The following is a 20,841-nucleotide window of genomic DNA, read 5'->3' as shown; positions in this document are numbered from 1 at the left end:
TATATCAGTGGCACAAAAATGAAAGGTTTGTATATTATATATATTATAAAGTATTCACATTAGATAAAATGGAGGGAACATTATAATGAGTAATTATGGAGAAAATGCAAATTATGGAAAGAGTGTAGAATATTCTCATGAAAGTGCCGAGTCTTGTGCTAGCGTTAAATCTGAAGTAGAATCACTAACTGAACAAATTGCTGTGACTCCTTTAGTTATTGCACCTGGACCTGTATTTGTTAAGCTTCCAGTTGTATTGGCAGAGACAAATATAACAATTCCTGTTGAAGCTATTATCAAATTGGATCAACCAGCTATGGAAATTAAACGAATTAAAAAGAATGTATTTTTAACCCAATCCCGCATTATTCCATTTTCTCAAGATGGGCAATTTGGGACTGGAATACTATTTATAGCAGGTTTTATAAGAAAAAATATTGAATATGCAACTCAAACTTGTACTACAGCTCGAACTGCAAATGTTTGTGGAGATATAAGACACTGTACAGTTGAAGTGCCTTTTAATTTTACTACAAGAATTACTTTCCTTAGACCACCGATTTTTATTGAAAATAGCACTACAAGTGAATTAGAATTTTTTACAGATAAACTTAAAGGTTGCGATGTGTGTTCAGATCCAGTAATCGGACGTAATCTTTGTGATCGTAGTTCTTTTGACACAGAATTCTTTAATGAGAAACCTTTTACTGAATTAGTAAGAGCAGATATTACTGAAATTGATATTAACACAAATACAACTATAAGCTGCAAAACTCCTACAGAACAAAGTTTTACTAAACTTACAGAAAAAGTAGTAGTAAATTTAACACTAAAAGTATTACAAAAACAACAAGTAAGAGTTACAGCAGTACTATAATAAAAAAATTTAAATTTAGAAATTTAATTAAAGATTAAATATAAAGTACGTTTACTGAATTACAAATTAATTACTATGTTGCAGACCTAAAGCTTACTAAGAGAGGTTTTAGGTCTGTCTTTAGGACGAGATAAATATTGGTGTAAAGATATCAAAAGTGAGAATTATACTTATGCAAAACATACCTAAATCAGATACATATTTATTACAGCGGACTAATAAAATTTTCGCTGGATGGGTTCTAAGTGTAAGGTTGCACCCATTTCTGCATGTTCCTAAAGTAAATTCATGATAAGCAGAAAGTGGAACAACCTTCCACTAATAACCATCACAGCTTAATTTCATATGCCGCTTGCACAAATATGTATCTAATTTCTAGAGTAGTGTTATGATTATAAATTTTCAATGATGCATGTATATTCCATTTATAAGCTTGATTCTTAAATTGGATATCTGAATCATTACTAGAAAAATAAAAAACAATATAAAACTAATAATTTAAAATCTATATTGTAATTAAATTAATTTTATGAAAGCTTATATACTTAAATTAATTAAATTCTTAAGTGGAGGAGAAGTTATGGAAAGAATATACTATTCAAGACAATATTATAATCAAATTAAGAGAAAACAGTATAAAAAATTCTTAGAAGAAGATAATATTAAAACTGGTAGTATAGAAGATAATAAGATAAATGACAATAACAAAAAAAATAATAACTATAGTTCTTCAGAAATTAATAGTGATAATGAAGGATTAAATAAAGAAAATACAAATGTTTCTGAGTGTGTAGAAGCTTGTCATGAAAGTGTTAATTCATGTGAAATCGCTACTGATCAAGTAGAACCACTAACTGAACAAATTTCTGTAACTCCTAATGTTATTACACCTGGACCTGAATTTGTTAAGATTCCAGTTGTATTGGCAGAGACAAATACAACGATTCTTGTCGAAGCTACTATCACATTGGGTCAAGCAGTTATGGAAATTAAACGAATTAAAAATAACGTATTTTTAACAGAATCCCGTATTATTTCATTTTGTCAAGAGGATCCACTTGGTACTGGAATAATATTTATAGCAGGTTTTATAAGAAAGAATATTGAGTATGCAACTCAAACTTGTACTGTAGCTGGAACTCCAAATACTTGTGGAGATATAACGCACTGTACAGTTGAAGTACCTTTTAATTTCACTACAAGAATTAATTTCCTTAGACCACCGATTTTTATTGAAAATAGCACTTTAAGTGAATTAGAATTCTTTACAGATGAGCTTCAAGGTTGTAATGTTTGCTCAGGTCCAGCAATTGGACGCAATCCTTGCAATCAGAGTTCTTTCGTCACCGAATTCTTTAATGAAAAACCTTTTACTGAATTAGTAAGAGTGGATATTGCTGAAGTCAATATTCACACAGGCCCAGCCTTGAACGGTAGAATTCCTATAGAACTAATGTTTACTCAACTCACGGAAAAAGTAGTAGTAAATTTAACATTAAAAGTATTACAGAAACAGCAGGTTAGAGTTACAGAAATAGAACTATAAAATTCTATGCAGAAATTTAATTGTTACTAAAGCATTATGGTACAATAGATAGTTTTGTTTTTATATAAAACTATCTATTATCCCATTAAACAGGATTTGCGATTTATTATAGAGCTAATTTACCTAACTCATCTTCATATAGAGTTTCTTTTTTAAATGTAAAGAAGAATTCTTTCTCTAATATTAACGTCTGGAAGCGATACTTCAATATGTCTATCAAATCTATCTGGTCTTAAAAGAGCCTTATCTAGCATATCTAATCTATTTCTAGCGGCAATTACCACTATACTTTCTTCTTGCCAAAAACCAGGCATTTTCATTAAAAGAGCATTTAAGGTTTGATTTTTTTTACCATTACTTCTTGCCTTATCTATAGCATCAATCTCATCAATGAATATTACAGCTTGAAAATCTAAAGCATCAGAGGAAGAATATCTAAGACGGATAAAACATCATAGGAAAAAGAACCTTAACTTAGGATATATCTAAAATTAAAGTTCTTAAAAAATATTTATAGCCTCTATAATAAGCAAAAGTGCTTTATTATATCCACCTCTATATAGAATTGTTTTTCATGTTGAGCAGTGCTTATTTTGATTTCTTAATTCTTAGTATACTTTTACCACTGATTTAGAACACTTATTACATAATTAATTTCTGATTCACTTATTCCATACCATAGTGGCAAACTTAATACTGTCTTCGAAATATTTTCTGCCACTGGAAAATCTCCAGACTTATATCCTAAATCTTTATATGCCTTTTGAAGATGAATAGGTATTGGATAGTGGATTAAAGTTTCAATTCCATTAGCCTTTAGATAATTTACCAGCTTATCTCTAAATTCTGTCCTTATTATAAAAATATGCCATATAGATTCATATGCTGAGTTTATAAATGGAAGAGTTATTTTATTATTCTTAATTCCTTCAAGATATAGTTTGGCATTTTCTTGTCTAGCAGTATTCCATTTATCAAGATATTTTAGTTTTATTCGTAAAAATTCTGCTTGTAGTTCATCTAGTCTTGAATTAACTCCTTTATATTCGTTATTATATTTAATTGTTGAACCATAATTTCTTATAGCTCGTACTTTTTGTGCTAAAATACTGTCATTAGTGAGAATACATCCACCATCACCTAAAGCTCCTAAATTCTTTCCGGGATAAAAGCTAAAGCCAGCTGCATCACCAAGATTTCCTGTTTTTTTACCCTTATATATGGCTCCATGTGATTGGGCTGCATCTTCTATAAGTTTTAAATTATATTTTTTACAAATTACTTTTATTTTATCAATTTCTGCTGGTCTTCCATACAAGTGAACAGCAATAATAGCTTTTGTTTTTGGAGTAATAGCTTCTTCAATTTTATTTACATCTATATTAAAGGTATTAATATCGGGTTCTACAAAGACAACCTTTGCACCAGCATAAGAAACTGCCAGTGCAGTAGCAATAAAGGTGTTAGAAGGCACAATAACTTCATCTCCACCACCAATATCATATCCTCTTAAAATAATGGAAAGAGCATCTAATCCATTTCCGCAGCTTATACAATAATTAGTATTACAATATTTAGAAAACTCTTGCTCAAAAGCTTCTACACTGTGTCCTAAAATAAATGAATTTCTATCATATATTGTCTTAAAAGCATTTAAAATTTCATCTCTTATTTCTGTATGCATTGGTTCTAAATTCAAAAACGGTATTTTCATATAAATCACTTCCTAATATCTATTACATGCTTCTTGCATATAAAAGTCCATATTTCGTATATAATCATTTTCATCATAATAATCAGATGCAAGCACTAAAAGAACTGCACCATCGCTAAAATCATACATTTCTCTCCATACGTAAGGCCCAATATATAGACCTACTGATGAACAGTCTAATAAAAACTCTACTTCTTCTTTTGGATTTTTAACTTTTATTTTTACAGAGCCATTAACACATATGAGCACTTGATGAAGTTTTCTATGAGCATGAAACCCTCTTGTTATATTAAGCGGTACTTTTGAAATATAATAAATTCGTTTTATATCAAAGGGAACATCTATCATTTCCTCGATAGGTGTCAAATCCCCATATTTACTATTTATATTTATAAATTTTAACAAGGAACAATTATACATGGTGCCTCCTTAATAAATATTGTTACATATCTTTTAAAAACTTTCTTAAATATTCTTCGTCTAATTCAAAGCTATTTTGATAAAGCACAATATTAGGATTGTAATGAATCTTTGCATCTAAATAATAGCACTGTTGCCCTAGGACACCAGCTATATTCGAATAGCAGGAAAGTTTTATTTCATTAGGTAATATACAAATAATTTTTACGCTTTTATTAGCAAATAAAATATTTGTAAATCCAGCGCCACTTGCACCGGCTATAAATTCAGCTTCAGAAAAAATTTTTAATTGGTCTTGAAAGGACATTATTTCTGGGTATATAATTTCATAACCATATTCTTTAAAAATTTGTTCGATTTTATCTTGATTCAGTAGTAATCTAGTTCCCCAACAATTTTTTCTAGACATAAATAATTTTCTAGATATATTACTATTAATGGATAAATTATCATGAAGTAGATTCACAGCTAAATTATTCATGATATAATCTTCATATCTTAACAATGTATTTTTCTTTAGATCAATAGGTCCAATAAGTAAGTCTGATATATATATTAATTTTTCAATATCATAACAGTATCCTGCTTTTAGTGGAATGATGTTTTTACCATGAATGTTTAGCATATCTAATTCATCTTTGAAAGGTTTAATTTTAAGGCATCTTTCATCTACTAATATTGGAACTTCATTATATTCTTCTATCTCATTAATCAAACATAATTTAGATAATATTTCCATATTGAAATGAAAATAATTAAAAGAAGCATTTGATAAAAGCATTATACCTTCTTCAATTTTCTCATTTGATTTTTCGTAGTAAGCTAAAGTAACATTCTTATCCGCAAAATATACATTACTCACTGATAAATTAAATCTATTTTCATGATCCCTTAGTGGTAAATCATAAATACAATTATCATTTTCATCAAAAATTATGCTATTTTCACCAACTAAGTTTACATTATATAATTCAGCTATATAAATTTCTGGAAATTTAACATTTATATAATTATTAACCTCAGTATTATCTCTATAATCTGGTATATAATTTTTCTCGGAATGTTCCTTTTGTTTAATAGAATACTTGAAATTATGAATATTACAATATTCTTTACATGAAATATTATTTAATCTTCTATCAATGCTCATTTGTTAGTTCCTCCTGCTTTAACATATAGGTAAGATTTAGTGCTGCAAATTGAATTATTTATTTTAACTTTTCATTTTTTAACCATTGTTCATATCCTAAGTTTGCCCAAGGCATTCCTCTGGAAAAATTATATTTCCAAGGATAAACTTCTTGTCCTGTAAGTTTATTTTTTATATCTTTAGTTAAACATATTTTTTTTGCTGGATTTCCAACTACTACTGTTTCTTTTTCAACATTTTTAGTTACGGTGCTTCCTGCACCTACTAAGGATTCAGATCCTATATTTACTCCAGGCAGGATTATGCTTCCAGCAGAAACTACTGCATATTCTTCTATAGTAGAGCCTATTATATTTTGCGAGGGTGGGGTAGGATCATTAGTTAATATTACATGTGGAAAAATCCAAACAAAGTTTTTTATTACACTTTTCTCACCTATAAATACGTTACTGTGAAGACTAACATAATTCTCTATTATACATTCTTCCTGCACATCAGAGGAGGTTCCAATTCTAACATTGTTGCCTATTACTGAACCTTCTCTAATAGTTACTCTATGACCAGTTTGAAAGTTATTTCCTATAGTTGTATCTCCATAAATAATTGTTTCACTCCTAATTAATGCATTTTCTCCGATAATTAAAGGATGCATCTTATTTATCCTATCAGAATAAAAATCTATTAAATACTCACCAATAATACATCTTGCTCCTATAAAACTTCCTTTTTTTATATGAACGTTATCTCTTATTATTGCTCCATAGTCTATAAAACAATCATCTTCAATGAATACATTATTGCCAATAATAACATTTTCTTTAACTGTAGCAGTATCTGAAATTATACATTTATTCATATAGCTACCTATCAATATAACCTTTCTATTACAGTTACTTTATTCCATTTTATCTTATGCATATATTGAAAAAAGTGTGTTTATGCTGTTTCAATATACAAGTATTTAATACAAAAGATCATGAAATTAAAGCTTATCTGCAAATAAGCCTTGAGTGAAGGTTTATTTTAACTCAAGGCTTAAAAATTGGCTACTTCATCATTTTTAAAAATTTTCTTAGAAACTCTTCATCCAATTTAAAGCTATTTTGATAATACCTAAATGGTGTTACTTTAGAAAGTTCTGCATCTAAAAAATAGCACTGTTGTCCGAGTATTCCAGCTATATTTGAAATCCAAGGCCATTCTATCGCCTTGGGTTGTATACATATAATTTTCGCATTTTTATTAGCAAATAAAACATTTGTAAATCCAGCACCATATGCACCTGCTATAAATTCAGCTTCAGAAAATATTTTCAATTTATCGTAGAAAGACATTGCTTCAGTAAAAATGATTTCATAACCATTTTCTGAAAAAATCTGTTCAACAATATCCTGATTTTCTAATCTAGGGTTAAAAGTATTTCGTCTAGAGATAAATATTTTCCTAAATATATTACTTTTAATTGACAAATTTTCATTTAATGGTTTGATACATAAATCATCCATAACACAATCTTTATTTTTTAACAAATAACCTTCTTTAATCTGAAACGGATAAATCGCTAAATCTGAAATGTATATTAATTTTTTTATATTATAGCAGCACCATTTTTTTATAGAAATTATTTTACGACCATTTTTATTTAGCATTTGTAACTCTTCTAGAAAATGCGGTATTCTAAGGCAAATTTCATCTATCAATATTGGGACGTTATTATATTCATCTACTCCATTAATAAGGCATAATTTAGATAACACTTCTGTATGAAAATGAGAAAAATTATAAGAACAAGCAGCTACCAGCATTATTCCTTCTTCAATGGTTTCAATAGGTTCATTATAGTTAATACAAGTATTAGTTTTATCTACATATATTGTATTATTACATTTTAAATCAAACTTATTTTCATCATCCTTGAGTGGTAGGTCATAAATACAGTAATTATTTTCATCAAAAATTATATAATTTGCACCAATTATATTAACATTATTTAATTCGGAAATAAAAATTTCTGGATATTTCACTGCATTTATATAATTAGTATACTCCGGTTTATCTCTGTAGTTAGGTATATATATATTTTGAGAATGTTCTTTTAATATAATAGAATATTTCATATTATGAATATCGCAATATTCTTTACAGGAAATATTATTTAATCTCTTTTCAATAGTCATTTATTAAATCCCCTCCAACTTAGGCATATGAAAGAAACAAGTCCATGAAGCAAAATAGACTAGCATGCTGACTTGTTATTTTTTAAAATATGCCTTAATAATGACGTTTAATATTTTTAAGTTCCACTTCTGTTAAATAACTTTTATCATTCATAAACTAATAGTAATCATATAATCGCGAAATGAAAAATTTTACAGTATATAATATGATAATTTAATGTATTTGGATACAAAAAAATAAAAGAATCCACAAATACTTGTAGATTTTGCGGTAGAATTTATTTTTCTCTCAGTAGTATTTATAAACACCTTTATAATTTTACAAAACAATCCTTAATCAATACTTATATCTGGTTGCAGGGTAGCACACTTTTTTCAGTATATTCATAAGATAATATTGTTCTAAGATGACTGGTTAATAAGAAGATATATAAAATAAAGTATATAGTTGCAAATTTTTTATAAATAAAATTTTAAATTAAGTACTAATGAAGGAGTTAGAAATGAAAGTTGTAATATTAGCAGGTGGATTTGGAACAAGAATTTCAGAGGAAAGTCACTTAAGACCAAAGCCAATGATTGAAATCGGGGACATGCCAATTCTATGGCATATTATGAAGATATATTCACATTATGGATACAATGATTTTGTGATTTGTTGTGGATACAAGGCTTATATGATTAAAGAGTATTTTGCAGATTATTATTTATATAGAAGTGATGTTACATTTGACTTTAGTAAAAAGAACAAAATGACTGTACACAACAATTTTTCAGAACCTTGGAAAGTTACATTAGTTGATACAGGTCTTAATACTATGACAGGCGGACGTATTAAAAGAATACAAAAATACATCAATAAATCTCCATTTATGCTCACATATGGAGATGGAGTCAGCGATATTAATATTGCTGAACTTGTTAAGTTTCATGAAGCTCATGGAAAGATAGCTACTATGACAGCAATAAATGCTGGGCAAAGATTTGGTGTTCTTGATATCAATAAGGATAATGGAATTAATGCTTTTCGCGAAAAAAATGATGATGATGGTAGCATGATTAATGGAGGATTCATGGTGCTTAATCCTGAAATTTTTGATTATCTTGAAGGGGATAGTACAGTATTTGAAAAAGCTCCCTTAGAAACAGTTGCTAAGATGGGTGAACTCATGGCATATAAACATGAAGGGTTTTGGAAATGTATGGATACACAAAGAGATAAGCAACAACTTGAAGCGTTATGGGAAAGTGGGGAGGCGCCATGGAAAAAATGGTGATGAATTTGGAATTTTATAAAGGAAAGAAAGTTTTAGTAACAGGTCATACTGGATTTAAAGGATCTTGGCTTTGTAAGATACTTGTTAAAGCAGGTGCTGAAGTTATAGGATATTCCTTAATTCCACCTACAAATCCAAATTTGTTCCAGATTTCTGGAATTGATAAAGAAATTAACTCTGTAATTGGTGATATTAGAGATTTAGGAAAGCTAATGGATACATTTAATAAATATAAACCAGAAATAATTTTTCATCTTGCAGCTCAACCTATTGTACGTGATAGCTATAAAGAACCAGTTTTGACATATGAAACTAATGTAATGGGAACTGTTAATATACTTGAATGTGTTAGAAAAAATGAAAGCGTAAAGTCATTTTTAAATATTACGACAGATAAAGTCTACAAAAATAATGAGTGGGAATGGGGATATCGTGAAAATGAACAATTAGATGGATTTGATCCGTATTCAAATAGTAAGTCTTGCTCAGAACTTGTTACACATAGTTATAAGAACTCTTTCTTTGCAGAAGGTCAAGTTGCAATTTCTACAGCTAGAGCTGGTAATGTAATAGGAGGCGGAGATTTTGCTAATGATAGAATTATTCCAGACTGTATTAGAGCAGCTGAAAAAAGGCAACCCATTATAGTAAGAAATCCACATTCAACTAGACCTTATCAACATGTTTTAGAGCCTTTAAGTGCATATCTGATGATAGCTCAAAAACAATATGAGAATATAAAATATGCTGGCTATTATAATGTTGGACCTAATGAGTCTGATTGTATAACAACAGGAGCTTTAGTGGATATATTTTGCAAAAAATGGGGACAAGATATGACTTGGGAAGATAAATTTATGGGAGGACCTCATGAAGCTAGTTTCTTAAAGTTAGATTGCTCTAAGATTAAAACGGTATTTGGATGGAGCCCTAGATGGAGTGTAGAAACAGCAATTGAAAAAACAGTTCAGTGGGCAAAATGTTATTTTGAACAATATGATATTAATGAATGTATGACTAAACAAATAATAGAATTTTTTAAAGAGGGAGAATAAAGCATGTCAGATAATTTAATGCAGCAAAAAGATAAAAACGAGATTTTAAAGCTTGTTAGTGAATATTGTGATAAGTATCATAAAAAGGCTGATTATGTAGAAGGTCAGAGGATTCCTTATGCATCAAGAGTTTATGATAATGCAGAAATGGTTAATCTTGTAGATAGTTCCCTTGAATTTTGGCTCACATCTGGAAGATATACTGTTCAATTTGAAAGTGAATTTGCTAAATATTTAAATGTAAAATATTGTAGTCTTGTTAATTCAGGTTCAAGTGCTAATTTAAATGCTTTTATGGCTTTAACATCGCCACTACTCGGAGATAGAGCAGTAAAACGTGGTGATGAAATCATTACTGTTGCAGCAGGTTTTCCTACCACTGTTGCACCTATGATTCAATTTGGTGCAGTACCTGTTTTTGTGGATGTTACAATTCCACAATATAATATCGATGTAACAATGTTAGAAAAAGCATTATCCGACAAGACTAAGGCTGTTATGGTTGCTCATACACTAGGGAATCCTTTCAATTTAAGTGCTGTTAAAGATTTATGTGATAAAAATAATTTGTGGCTAATTGAAGATAATTGTGATGCACTTGGTTCTAAATATACAATAAATGGAGAAGAAAAATTCACAGGTACAATAGGTGATATTGGAACTTCAAGTTTTTATCCACCACATCATATGACAATGGGTGAAGGCGGAGCAGTATACACAGATAATCTATTACTTAATAAAATAATTCGTTCACTCCGAGATTGGGGAAGAGATTGCATTTGCCCTCCTGGAATGGACAATTATTGTAAACATCGTTTTGATAAGCAATATGGTGAATTACCTGTTGGATATGATCATAAATATGTATATTCACATTTTGGCTATAACTTAAAAGCTACTGATATGCAAGCCGCCATAGGATGTGCACAACTTAAAAAATTCCCTTCTTTTGTTGAAAGAAGAAAAGAAAACTTTAAAAGATTAAAGAAAAATTTATTAGAAGTTGAAGATAAGCTTATTTTGCCTATTCCATGTGAAAATTCTGATCCAAGTTGGTTTGGATTCCTTATAACTTGCAAGGATGGAGTAGATAGAAATAAGATTGTTCAATATATTGAAAGCAAAGGAGTTCAAACAAGAATGTTATTTGCAGGAAATTTGATAAAACATCCATGTTTTGATGAATTGAGAACTAATGGTAATGGATATCGTGTTGTTGGTAATTTAACAAATACAGATAGAATTATGAATCATACTTTTTGGGTAGGAGTATATCCAGGAATGACTGATGAAATGATAGACTACATGACTAAAATAATAAAAGAAGCTGTTAAAAATTATATACCCTAAATTTGCGTCATTTAAGTAATTGTGGAAGGAACTGTAATGTGAAGTTAAGTGATTATATTGTAACTTTTTTAATTGATAAAGAAATAACTGATGTATTTGGTTATCCTGGTGGAATGGTAACACATCTTATGGATTCTTTTGATAGATACAAAGATAGAATTTTGGCACATGTAAACTATCATGAACAAGGAGCTGCCTTTTGTGCTTGTGGATATGCTCAAATATCAAATAAGCCTGGAATTGCTTATGCTACAAGCGGTCCAGGGGCTACAAACCTTATTACAGGGATTGCAAATGCTTACTTTGATTCTATTCCATGCATATTTATTACAGGTCAGGTTAATACCTATGAATCAAAAGGAGACACTTTTACTCGGCAAAAGGGATTTCAAGAAACAGATATTGTAAGTATTGTAAAACCTATTACTAAGTATGCAGTGAAAATTGAAAATGAAAATAACATTAAGTGTGAACTTGAAAAAGCATTTTATATAAGCTGTAATGGGAGACCAGGTCCTGTGCTTATTGATATTCCTATGAATATTCAAAGGGCAGATGTTATTCCAGATAAATTAACAAGTTATAAATCTACAAGTGATGAACCTACAAGCGATGAAGAAACCAGTTGTTATTATGAGGATATAAAGAATACTATATTAGAAATGTTGAAGAATTCTAAACGACCTGTCATTTTAGCAGGAAATGGTGTCAACACTGCAAATATTAGAAATAAATTTAGAGAATTTGTTGACTTAATAGGAATTCCAGTTGTTACAAGTATGATTGGAAGAGATGTAATACCCAATTATGCTATAAATAATTTTGGATTCATAGGTGCTTATGGCCATAGAAAAGCAAATTTTATTATATCAAATAGTGATTTAATTATTAGCTTCGGTTCTAGAATTGATTGCAGACAAACTGGAAGTAATTTAAAAGTTTTTGCACAAAATGCAAAAATTATACGATTTGATATTGATAATGGAGAACTCACAAACAAAATAAAAGATGATGAAATATCTTTTGTAGTAGATTTAAAAAAAATCATATCTATATTGCATACAGAAGAATTTAAAATAAAAAACAACTATTTAAAATGGATAAATGCATGTAATAAAATCCGAAAAGAGCTTAAGGGTATTGGTGGAATGCAATATGAAAATAATATTATAAAAGAATTTTCGTATAAGGTTCCAGATCATTCAATTATAACAACTGATGTTGGTCAAAATCAGGTATGGGTAGCACAATCTTTTGTTATGAAGAACAATCAAAAAATGCTTTTTTCTGGAGGACATGGTGCAATGGGATATTCACTTCCAGCCGCCATTGGTGCATATTATGGCAGCAAGGAAAACGTAATTTGTTTTAATGGAGATGGTGGATTACAAATGAATATCCAAGAACTCCAATTTATAGTAAGAGAAAATATCCCTGTTAAGGTTATAGTACTTAACAATAGCTCATTAGGCATGATTCGTCATTTTCAGGAAATGTACTTTGAGTCTAATTTTGTACAAACTAAAAAAGAGTGCGGTTATACAACTCCTGATTTTCAAAAAATTGCAATTGCTTATGATTTAAGATATGCGAATATAAATTCTATAGAGGAAATTTCGAAATGCGGAAATATGTTAGTAGATGATAAACCTTGCTTTATAGAAATAAAATTAAGTGATACTACTTATTTGTATCCTAAGCTTGCTATGGGTAGACCAATTCATGATCAAGAGCCACTTTTAGATAGAGAGTTGTTTAATAAATTAATTGATATTTGTAATATTTAAGTAAAGTAGAACTAGTAATGATAATGCTAGTTCTACAAATTTATAAGTTAGTAAAGAGAAAGAGGTATTATAAATTATGAAAAATGTAATAGTAACTGGCGCTACTAGTTTCATAGGAGTACATATAATTAAGGAATATCTTAAAAACAACTGTGCAGTTATAGCTGTAGTTAGACCAAATTCAAAAAATTTATATAGATTACCTAAAAACAATCTTTTAACAGTTATAGAGATCGGCATGGAAAATATTGAAAGACTTATAGAGAAAATCGAAATAAAAAAAATAGATATATTTTATCATTTAGCATGGGCTGGTGCAAGAGTGCCATATCGTGATGATACTATTTTACAGAATGAAAATTATAATTGTGCAATAAATACTATGAAAGTTGCTAAACGATTAGGATGCGATACATTTATAGGAGCTGGATCGCAGGCTGAATATGGTAAATGTATTGGCAAGATTGATGAAAGCTATCCCGCAAAACCAGTTACTGAATATGGTAAGGCTAAATTAAAAGCTTATAAAACACTTAGAAAAATGGCTAAAAAAAATAACATAAAATTTATTTGGGCAAGAATATTTAGTGTATATGGTATTTATGATTATAAAGGAACACTTGTTATGTCAGCGTTAGTTAAGATGAAAAGAAATGAAAGTATACAATTAACTCAATGTGTACAAAGTTGGGACTTTATCTATGTAGAAGATTTAGCACGAGCAATGTATTTACTTGCAAATACATCTTGTATGGATGGAATATATAATATTGCAAGTGGAGAAAGTAGGCAACTTAAAGAGTTTGTAATAGATATGAAAGATATTTGTAAATCAAATAGTGAGTTACAATTTGGAGCAATACCTTATAATAGTGAAAGTGTCCTAAACTCTGAACCAATTGTAGATAAATTGAAACAAAATTTAGGATGGTCTTGTAATGTGAATTTTAAGGAAGGAATTAAAAAGATATTGGAATTTATTAGTTTAGAGATAGATGAATGAAAAAAATAAGTATACAAACACTTTTATAATTTTCAAAATAAGCCTGTGATCAAATACTCATATATAAGTACAGAATAGCACACTTTTTTCATTATATTCATAAGATAATAGGATGCTAAATGACTGGTTGATAAGATTAGATATACAAAATATATATAGTTTAAATTAACATATGGTCTAGTATAAGGCATATTTAGGGAGTGGTTTCATGAATAATAATAAGATTGCATTTATAATCTGCGTTTTAAATGAAAGCCAGTTTAAAGCATGTGCTTCATATATTAATGATTTAGAAATTCCTTTAGGCATTGAAGTAGATGTAATTAGTATTAGAGAGAGTAACAATATTGCGAAAGCTTATAATAATGGATTAAATCAAACAGATGCTAAATACAAGGTTTATCTTCATAGTAATACTTATATAATAAATAAAAGCTTAATAAAAGATATATTAGATATTTTTGTTAATAATAACCAAGTAGGTCTAATTGGCGTTGTTGGAGCAAAAAGATTACCAGCTAGTGGTTTATGGTGGAATGATGTATGTAAAGTAGGAGAAGTAAATATTTTAAATAATGAAACCAAAGAATATTATAAATTAAATAACATTATAGAGAAATATGAAATTGTTGAGGCTGTAGATGGATTAATAATGGCAACCCAATTTGATATAAAATGGAAAGAAGAAATATTTGATGGTTTGTATTTTTATGATATTTCAGAGTGTATGGAGTTTAATAAAAAAGGCTTTCAGGTTGTAGTTCCAAGACAAGAAAAAACATGGTGTATACATGATTGGGGTACTGAAGTTGATAGCGAACTTCAAAATGAAACTGAAAAATACAGAAAAGTTTTTCTGAAAGAATATCCAATTATAGAAAATAGAAATATTTGTACATCAGAAGATTTGTTTGATTTCAATAGAGAAGAAGCTATGAATATATTGGTTCAGAATAGAAAAATTTTAGAAAGCTATGTTTATGCGATGAAAAATAGCCTAGCATTAAGTGATTATGAGAGTGTATCAAGTGATGCTTATAGTTTTGCAGCTAAGGCTTCTTGGGAGGTTTATCATCCTGACTTTTATCAATCCCCTGAAATAGAGAATATGCTTTTAGAATGTGCAAATAAATTACCTGCAGAGGATTATGTTATAAAGGATAAAAATAGTAAAAAAAGAAAAGTACTTCATGTTTTGAGTGAAGGATATTCTACAGGAGGTCATACAAGATTAGCTAAAAATTGGATAAAAAGTGATGCTGATTCTATTCATTCGTTAGTTACTACCTGGCAAATAGAAAGTACTCCACAGTGGCTTTTGGATGAAATTAAAAATAGTGGCGGATGGATTTTTTCCCTTGAAACTGTTTCTGACAAGCATGTTGAAAGAGCTGCAAAGCTTAGAAAGCTAGCATATGAATGGGCTGATATTGTAGTGCTTCATATGCATATGATGGATCCAATTCCAGTAATAGCATTTGGAATAGATGATGGACCACCTGTAATTTATATGAATCATGGAGATCATCTTTTTTGGCTTGGAGCAAGTATAGCTGATTTAGTTGTAGATCTTAGACCTTCTGGACAAAAGCTGACTTTGACTAGAAGAAGTTGTAATAATTCTTTTATATTACCTATACCGTTAGAAGCTAAAAAAGTTTTTAATAGAAATGAAATTAGGAAAAAATATAAAGTGAACGAAAATGAAATTGTTATATTAACGATTGCTTCCAATTATAAATTTAGGAGTATTAATGATTATAATTATATTGATATCATAAAAGAGATAGTTAACAAAGTTGATAATTGCAGAGCTTATATTATTGGTCCTAATGATACAGGAAAATGGCATGAAATAAATATTGAAACAGGTGGAAAAGTAAGAGCATTAGGAGTAGTAACAGAAATAGAAGAATTTTATCAAATATCAGATGTCTATTTAGATTGTTTTATGATGGGAAGTATGACATCACTATTAGATGCTTCTAAATATGGACTATCAATAATAAAATTCACAAATAGTCATTGCCCCATTCTTACTGAATTTGATGAAGAATTTGAAGTATGCAGTTATAACAATATAAATGACATTATACAAGAAATTAATGAACTAAAGAACGGTAATATTGAAACGTATGAGAAATATAAAAGTGTTAACGATGCTATAGAAAAAAATCATATATTGGATACCAAGGAAAAAATCAAAAATATATACAGTAGGGTAGATAATCACAGAGTAAATAGAAAATTGACCATAAGTAATGGTACAGAAGATTATGATCTTTTTTGGATTCTATTAATCAATAGGGGATATGTTTACTAAGGGATGGATAAAGATAATATAGGAATATAAAAAAGATTTTAGATAAAGACGCATAAATGCCCAAAGTAAAACTTTACTTATGCGTATCAATCGAAATGAAGGTCATGCATTTCTAGTTTTAGATATGTACTCATAGTATAAGTGCAATGTTAGAATATGGCAAGCTATAGATATATTAATAAGGAAATACAATATAGATTTAATAACAAAAGGGGGATGAACATGCAATCAAACAATACTCCGCTATTAACAGCTCATTTATTTGTTTTAAGGAAGAATTCATGGGACGGATTTGATGAAATGTTAAAAAGACTTAATGAAAATGGAATAACAGTGAAATTGTATGAACCTAATGATGCATTATTAGATATAAATCCTAAAAATCCACGTGTTTATGTTTCACTGGGAGAAAATGTAGAACAATTTCCAACACTGTATGCTATGCCTTATCATGAGAGAAAGCGTTGGTTACATTACAAGTCTCCAGCGGACATTCAACCAGGTTATTTATTTTACTGCTGGCTCAACCGGACGGATCCACTCCCTAAAAATAAAATAATACCTGATATTCAGTTTTCATCTGACACTCCATTAGTGTCATTGTTCACAGCTGCATATAAATCAAAAGAAAAAATTCAGCGTCCTTATCGCTCCTTATTGAATCAGACCTATACCAATTGGGAATGGGTAATTGTGGATGATTCTGGTGATGAGGATGCCACATACAATCAAGACTTACTACCGCTAGATGACCCACGTGTGAGGAGATTTCGACAAGATTACCGCAATGGCTATATTGGAGCAACTAAACGGTATGCAGCAGGTCTGTGTACGGGAGAAATTTTAGTAGAAGTAGATCATGATGATGAGTTAACTCCTGATTGTTTAGAGAAAATAGTCCATACATTTCAGAAGCATCCTGAATGTGGCTTTGCATATGGGGAGAGTGCAGAGGTGTACGTAGGGAGCAACGATGCACAATGGTATGGTTGGGATTGTGGCTTTGGATACGGTATATATTATCGGGTTTGGGTGCATGAAATGAATCGATGGCAAAATGTGTTAAGAAATACTGTCATCAATGGGACTACCATACGTCATTTAGTTGGGTTGCCCAATCATCCACGTGCGTGGACAAGAGAGTGTTACCATCTGCTTGGAGGGCACCGCGAAGAACTATTGGTCGCGGATGATTATGACATGCTAGTTCGATCATTTCTTTGCACTAGGTATGTATGCATTCCTGATTTGGTCTATATACAATATAGAAATGAGAATGGGGATAACTCAACTTTTACTAGAAATCAGCAGATCCAAATTCTCGTAGGTGAATTGTACAGATATTATAGTGAAAGAATCCATGCAAGAGTTAATGAACTTGGAGTATATGAATATGTGTCATATAGTCGTGTATGGGAGAGAGAACCTAATGACGCAGCTCTTAAAGCAGCTAATATAATTAATGAGGATTCATCCAGAATTTCAATGTTGTTTCCAATTCCATACTCTTGTTCTGCAATTAAGCATGACCAATTAATTAAGACTATTAAAAAGGGTATAGAAAATAACTTTAAAGAAATAGAAGTGGTGGTTGTCGGTTATATTCCTGAAGAGGTTGAGTCTTTTGCATCTAAAGCGCCTATGGGAGCAATTCGCTGGTGGCCAATGGAGCCAAAGGATTCATTAGAAACTTGTATCCAATATGCCAAATTTTGCTCTTCATGTAAAGAGAAAGTTGTTATATTACCAGAATCGCTACAAGAATAATTGGAACATTACTATAAGGTGATTCTAGCTTATTTGAATCCAAGTTAGATAAAAATGCACAATAAAATTTTCCTCTGTTATAATGTGATCAATATTTTTCACATTATAACAGAGGATTTTTTTACGTTGTTTGTCTTTTATATTTTTTGTTAATATTAACGTTTATGTACGTGGAAATAAAATATATACTCCTATAAATTATGAAGCCTTTGGATTAATGCAAAATAAGAACAGAGTGTCGAACTTGTCGACACTCTGAGTCGTGGAAAAGCACGACTTTTTACACTATTATTAGATAGACAAGATTATATCAATTGCTACACCACTAGCTAAGCCTATCATGCCAGTGGTAATTTCTACTGATATTAGATTACATGCACTTACAGGAATATTTTCAGCTATAAATGCGCAAGGATTTGGAGTAACTGCATTATTTGGTCCGGTTATTGTTAAAGGAGTACCAACGACTGAAGTCGTAAAGCCACCATCTGTACTTATAACAATCGTAGCAGTTACTAAGTCGGCTGCTGTTAAGATATTGTTTCGGATGTTTAGTCTCAAACCTGTAATAGTTCCATTAGCCGGTATGACTACAGAATTTCGTGCAAAGTCAATACCGGAAGTTCCTAGTCCAACGAAATTGCCAGTAACAATACTTTGTTGATCTGTACCTAGATATATTATTGAAGAATCTTGACGACCTTGAGGTCCTTGAACACCCTGAGCACCTTGAGATCCTTGAGAGCCTTGAGAGCCTTGAGAGCCTTGAACACCCTGAGCACCTTGAGAGCCTTGAGCACCTTGAGAGCCTTGAGTACCTTGAGATCCTTGAGAGCCTTGAGCACCTTGAGAGCCTTGAGAGCCTTGAATACCCTGAGCACCTTGAGCGCCCTGAGAGCCCTGAGCACCTTGAACGCCCTGAGCACCTTGAGAGCCCTGAGCACCTTGAGAGCCTTGAGTACCTTGAGCACCTTGAGCACCTTGAATACCTTGAGCACCTTGAGAGCCTTGAGCACCTTGAACGCCCTGAGCACCTTGAGTACCTTGAGATCCTTGAATACCCTGAGCACCTTGTGCGCCTTGAATACCTTGAGATCCTTGAATACCCTGAGCACCTTGAGAGCCTTGAGTACCTTGAGTACCCTGAGCACCTTGAGAGCCTAGAGCACCTTGAGCGCCTTGAACACCTTGAGATCCTTGAATACCCTGAGCACCTTGTGCGCCTTGAGTACCTTGAGATCCTAGAGCACCTTGTGCGCCTTGAATACCCTGAGCACCTTGAGAGCCTTGAGCACCTTGAGCGCCTTGAACACCTTGAGATCCTTGAATACCCTGAGCACCTTGAGCGCCTTGAGCACCTTGAGCACCTTGAGATCCTTGAGCACCTTGAGAGCCTTGAGCACCTTGAGAGCCTTGAGTACCTTGAGGTCCTTGAACACCCTGAGCACCTTGAGATCCTTGAGAGCCTTGAGTACCTTGAGATCCTTGAGGTCCTTGAACACCCTGAGCACCTTGTGCGCCTTGAGTACCTTGAGCACCTTGAGATCCTTGAGTACCTTGAGCACCTTGAACGCCCTGAGCACCTTGAACGCCTTGAGATCCTTGAGCACCTTGTGCGCCTTGAATACCCTGAGCACCTTGAGAGCCTTGAGCGCCTTGAGAGCCTAGAGCACCTTGAGGTCCTTGAACACCTTGAACACCCTGAGCACCTTGAGAGCCTTGAGCACCTTGAGAACCTTGAGTACCTTGAGGTCCTTGAACACCTTGAACACCCTGAGTACCTTGAGAGCCTTGAGCACCTTGAGCGCCTTGAGATCCTTGAGCACCTTGAGAGCCTTGAGCACCTTGAGGTCCTTGAACGCCTTGAGGTCCTTGAGAACCTTGAACGCCCTGAGCACCTTGACGCCCTTGAGCACCTTGAGAACCTTGAGATCCTTGAGAACCTAGAGCGCCTTGAGGTCCTTGAACGCCTTGACGCCCTTGAGCACCTTGAGGTCCTTGAACACCTTGAGATCCTTGAATACCCTGAGCACCTTGAGAACCTTGAGCACCTTGAGTACCTTGAGGTCCTTGAACGCCTTGACGCCCTTGAGCACCCTGAGCACCTTGAGGTCCTTGAACACCCTGAGCACCTTGAGATCCTTGAGCACCTTGAGTACCTTGAGGTCCTTGAACGCCTTGACGCCCTTGAGCACCCTGGGCACCTTGAGAACCTTGAGAGCCTTGAGGTCCTTGAGCGCCTTGACGCCCTTGAGCACCTTGAGCGCCTTGACGCCCTTGAGCACCTTGAGAGCCTTGAACACCTTGAGAACCTAGAGCGCCTTGAGGTCCTTGACGCCCTTGAGCGCCTTGAGAACCTTGAGTACCTTGAGTACCTTGAGAGCCTTGACGGCCT

General features: G+C 31.9%; 15 protein-coding genes and 1 pseudogene. 9 read left to right on the top strand and 7 right to left on the bottom strand.

The genetic code is table 11. The features are described from left to right. The first annotated feature begins 85 nt into the window (after window positions 1-85). On the top strand, window positions 86-877 hold the full coding sequence (locus L3B98_RS12940; RefSeq protein WP_238916957.1) for a CsxC family protein: 792 nt from the start codon (window positions 86-88) through the stop codon (window positions 875-877). 580 nt (window positions 878-1,457) lie between these two features. Next, window positions 1,458-2,423, top strand: coding sequence for a CsxC family protein (locus tag L3B98_RS12935; protein ID WP_238916956.1), 966 nt, complete (start codon window positions 1,458-1,460; stop codon window positions 2,421-2,423). Between the two features lie 144 nt (window positions 2,424-2,567). Here L3B98_RS12935 and L3B98_RS12930 read toward each other — a convergent pair. The 6 genes and pseudogenes from L3B98_RS12930 to L3B98_RS12905 all read right to left on the bottom strand — a co-directional run. Next, window positions 2,568-2,830 (bottom strand): annotated as a pseudogene (locus tag L3B98_RS12930) (AAA family ATPase); the annotation flags it as partial. Window positions 2,831-3,042: 212 nt separating this feature from the next. Next, window positions 3,043-4,137: a DegT/DnrJ/EryC1/StrS family aminotransferase gene (locus tag L3B98_RS12925; protein WP_238916955.1), complete on the bottom strand. Its 1,095-nt coding sequence runs from the start codon at window positions 4,135-4,137 to the stop codon at window positions 3,043-3,045. A gap of 12 nt (window positions 4,138-4,149) precedes the next feature. Next, window positions 4,150-4,557: an FdtA/QdtA family cupin domain-containing protein gene (locus tag L3B98_RS12920; protein ID WP_238916954.1), complete on the bottom strand. Its 408-nt coding sequence runs from the start codon at window positions 4,555-4,557 to the stop codon at window positions 4,150-4,152. Window positions 4,558-4,579: 22 nt separating this feature from the next. Continuing rightward, window positions 4,580-5,707 carry a glycosyltransferase family 61 protein gene (locus L3B98_RS12915; RefSeq protein WP_238916953.1) on the bottom strand — a complete coding sequence of 376 codons (1,128 nt, stop codon included), beginning with the start codon at window positions 5,705-5,707 and terminating at the stop codon, window positions 4,580-4,582. Window positions 5,708-5,765: 58 nt separating this feature from the next. Next, window positions 5,766-6,563, bottom strand: a complete 798-nt coding sequence (locus L3B98_RS12910; RefSeq protein WP_238916952.1) for an N-acetyltransferase — start codon at window positions 6,561-6,563, stop codon at window positions 5,766-5,768. Between the two features lie 190 nt (window positions 6,564-6,753). Next, window positions 6,754-7,884, bottom strand: a complete 1,131-nt coding sequence (locus tag L3B98_RS12905; protein ID WP_238916951.1) for a glycosyltransferase family 61 protein — start codon at window positions 7,882-7,884, stop codon at window positions 6,754-6,756. Window positions 7,885-8,387: 503 nt separating this feature from the next. Here L3B98_RS12905 and rfbF point away from each other — a divergent pair. The 7 genes from rfbF (at window position 8,388) to L3B98_RS12870 (ending at window position 18,446) form a co-directional block, all read left to right on the top strand. Continuing rightward, complete coding sequence (rfbF, locus tag L3B98_RS12900; RefSeq protein ID WP_173696346.1) at window positions 8,388-9,161, top strand: glucose-1-phosphate cytidylyltransferase; 774 nt, start codon at window positions 8,388-8,390, stop codon at window positions 9,159-9,161. Beyond that, the gene (rfbG, locus tag L3B98_RS12895) at window positions 9,146-10,216 is read left to right on the top strand and encodes a CDP-glucose 4,6-dehydratase (protein ID WP_173696347.1); all 1,071 of its coding nucleotides are present in this window, start codon (window positions 9,146-9,148) and stop codon (window positions 10,214-10,216) included. Before rfbF ends, rfbG begins: the two co-directional genes overlap by 16 nt. A 3-nt stretch (window positions 10,217-10,219) precedes the next feature. Continuing rightward, window positions 10,220-11,566 (top strand): lipopolysaccharide biosynthesis protein RfbH, encoded by a 1,347-nt coding sequence (rfbH, locus tag L3B98_RS12890; protein ID WP_238916950.1) that lies wholly within the window; start codon window positions 10,220-10,222, stop codon window positions 11,564-11,566. A gap of 38 nt (window positions 11,567-11,604) precedes the next feature. After that, window positions 11,605-13,353 carry a thiamine pyrophosphate-binding protein gene (locus L3B98_RS12885; RefSeq protein ID WP_238916948.1) on the top strand — a complete coding sequence of 583 codons (1,749 nt, stop codon included), beginning with the start codon at window positions 11,605-11,607 and terminating at the stop codon, window positions 13,351-13,353. A 76-nt stretch (window positions 13,354-13,429) separates the two neighbouring features. Further along, window positions 13,430-14,356, top strand: coding sequence for an NAD-dependent epimerase/dehydratase family protein (locus L3B98_RS12880; protein ID WP_238916947.1), 927 nt, complete (start codon window positions 13,430-13,432; stop codon window positions 14,354-14,356). A 208-nt stretch (window positions 14,357-14,564) separates the two neighbouring features. Further along, window positions 14,565-16,679, top strand: coding sequence for a glycosyltransferase (locus L3B98_RS12875; protein WP_238916945.1), 2,115 nt, complete (start codon window positions 14,565-14,567; stop codon window positions 16,677-16,679). 222 nt (window positions 16,680-16,901) lie between these two features. Beyond that, entirely contained in the window at window positions 16,902-18,446 is a 1,545-nt protein-coding gene (locus L3B98_RS12870; protein WP_238916944.1) for a glycosyltransferase, read from the top strand. A 291-nt stretch (window positions 18,447-18,737) separates the two neighbouring features. Here L3B98_RS12870 and L3B98_RS12865 read toward each other — a convergent pair. Further along, window positions 18,738-20,841 (bottom strand): collagen-like protein (locus L3B98_RS12865; RefSeq protein WP_238916942.1); only part of this gene is annotated, 2,104 nt, incomplete at its 5' end.

Origin of the sequence: Clostridium sp. YIM B02555 (assembly GCF_022320955.1) — a bacterium.
Lineage (GTDB): Bacteria > Bacillota > Clostridia > Clostridiales > Clostridiaceae > Clostridium > Clostridium saccharoperbutylacetonicum.
This window is presented reverse-complemented; position numbering and strand designations above follow the sequence as displayed.

Bases quoted from the DNA above. Each gene is read 5' to 3' on its own strand.
- rfbH (WP_238916950.1), top strand. From the start codon at position 10,220: ATGTCAGATAATTTAATGCAGCAAAAAGATAAAAACGAGATTTTAAAG.
- L3B98_RS12870 (WP_238916944.1), top strand. From the start codon at position 16,902: ATGCAATCAAACAATACTCCGCTATTAACAGCTCATTTATTTGTTTTA.
- L3B98_RS12905 (WP_238916951.1), bottom strand. From the start codon at position 7,884: ATGACTATTGAAAAGAGATTAAATAATATTTCCTGTAAAGAATATTGC.
- L3B98_RS12910 (WP_238916952.1), bottom strand. From the start codon at position 6,563: ATGAATAAATGTATAATTTCAGATACTGCTACAGTTAAAGAAAATGTT.
- L3B98_RS12920 (WP_238916954.1), bottom strand. From the start codon at position 4,557: ATGTATAATTGTTCCTTGTTAAAATTTATAAATATAAATAGTAAATAT.
- rfbF (WP_173696346.1), top strand. From the start codon at position 8,388: ATGAAAGTTGTAATATTAGCAGGTGGATTTGGAACAAGAATTTCAGAG.
- L3B98_RS12880 (WP_238916947.1), top strand. From the start codon at position 13,430: ATGAAAAATGTAATAGTAACTGGCGCTACTAGTTTCATAGGAGTACAT.
- L3B98_RS12935 (WP_238916956.1), top strand. From the start codon at position 1,458: ATGGAAAGAATATACTATTCAAGACAATATTATAATCAAATTAAGAGA.
- L3B98_RS12875 (WP_238916945.1), top strand. From the start codon at position 14,565: ATGAATAATAATAAGATTGCATTTATAATCTGCGTTTTAAATGAAAGC.
- L3B98_RS12925 (WP_238916955.1), bottom strand. From the start codon at position 4,137: ATGAAAATACCGTTTTTGAATTTAGAACCAATGCATACAGAAATAAGA.
- L3B98_RS12915 (WP_238916953.1), bottom strand. From the start codon at position 5,707: ATGAGCATTGATAGAAGATTAAATAATATTTCATGTAAAGAATATTGT.
- L3B98_RS12940 (WP_238916957.1), top strand. From the start codon at position 86: ATGAGTAATTATGGAGAAAATGCAAATTATGGAAAGAGTGTAGAATAT.
- rfbG (WP_173696347.1), top strand. From the start codon at position 9,146: ATGGAAAAAATGGTGATGAATTTGGAATTTTATAAAGGAAAGAAAGTT.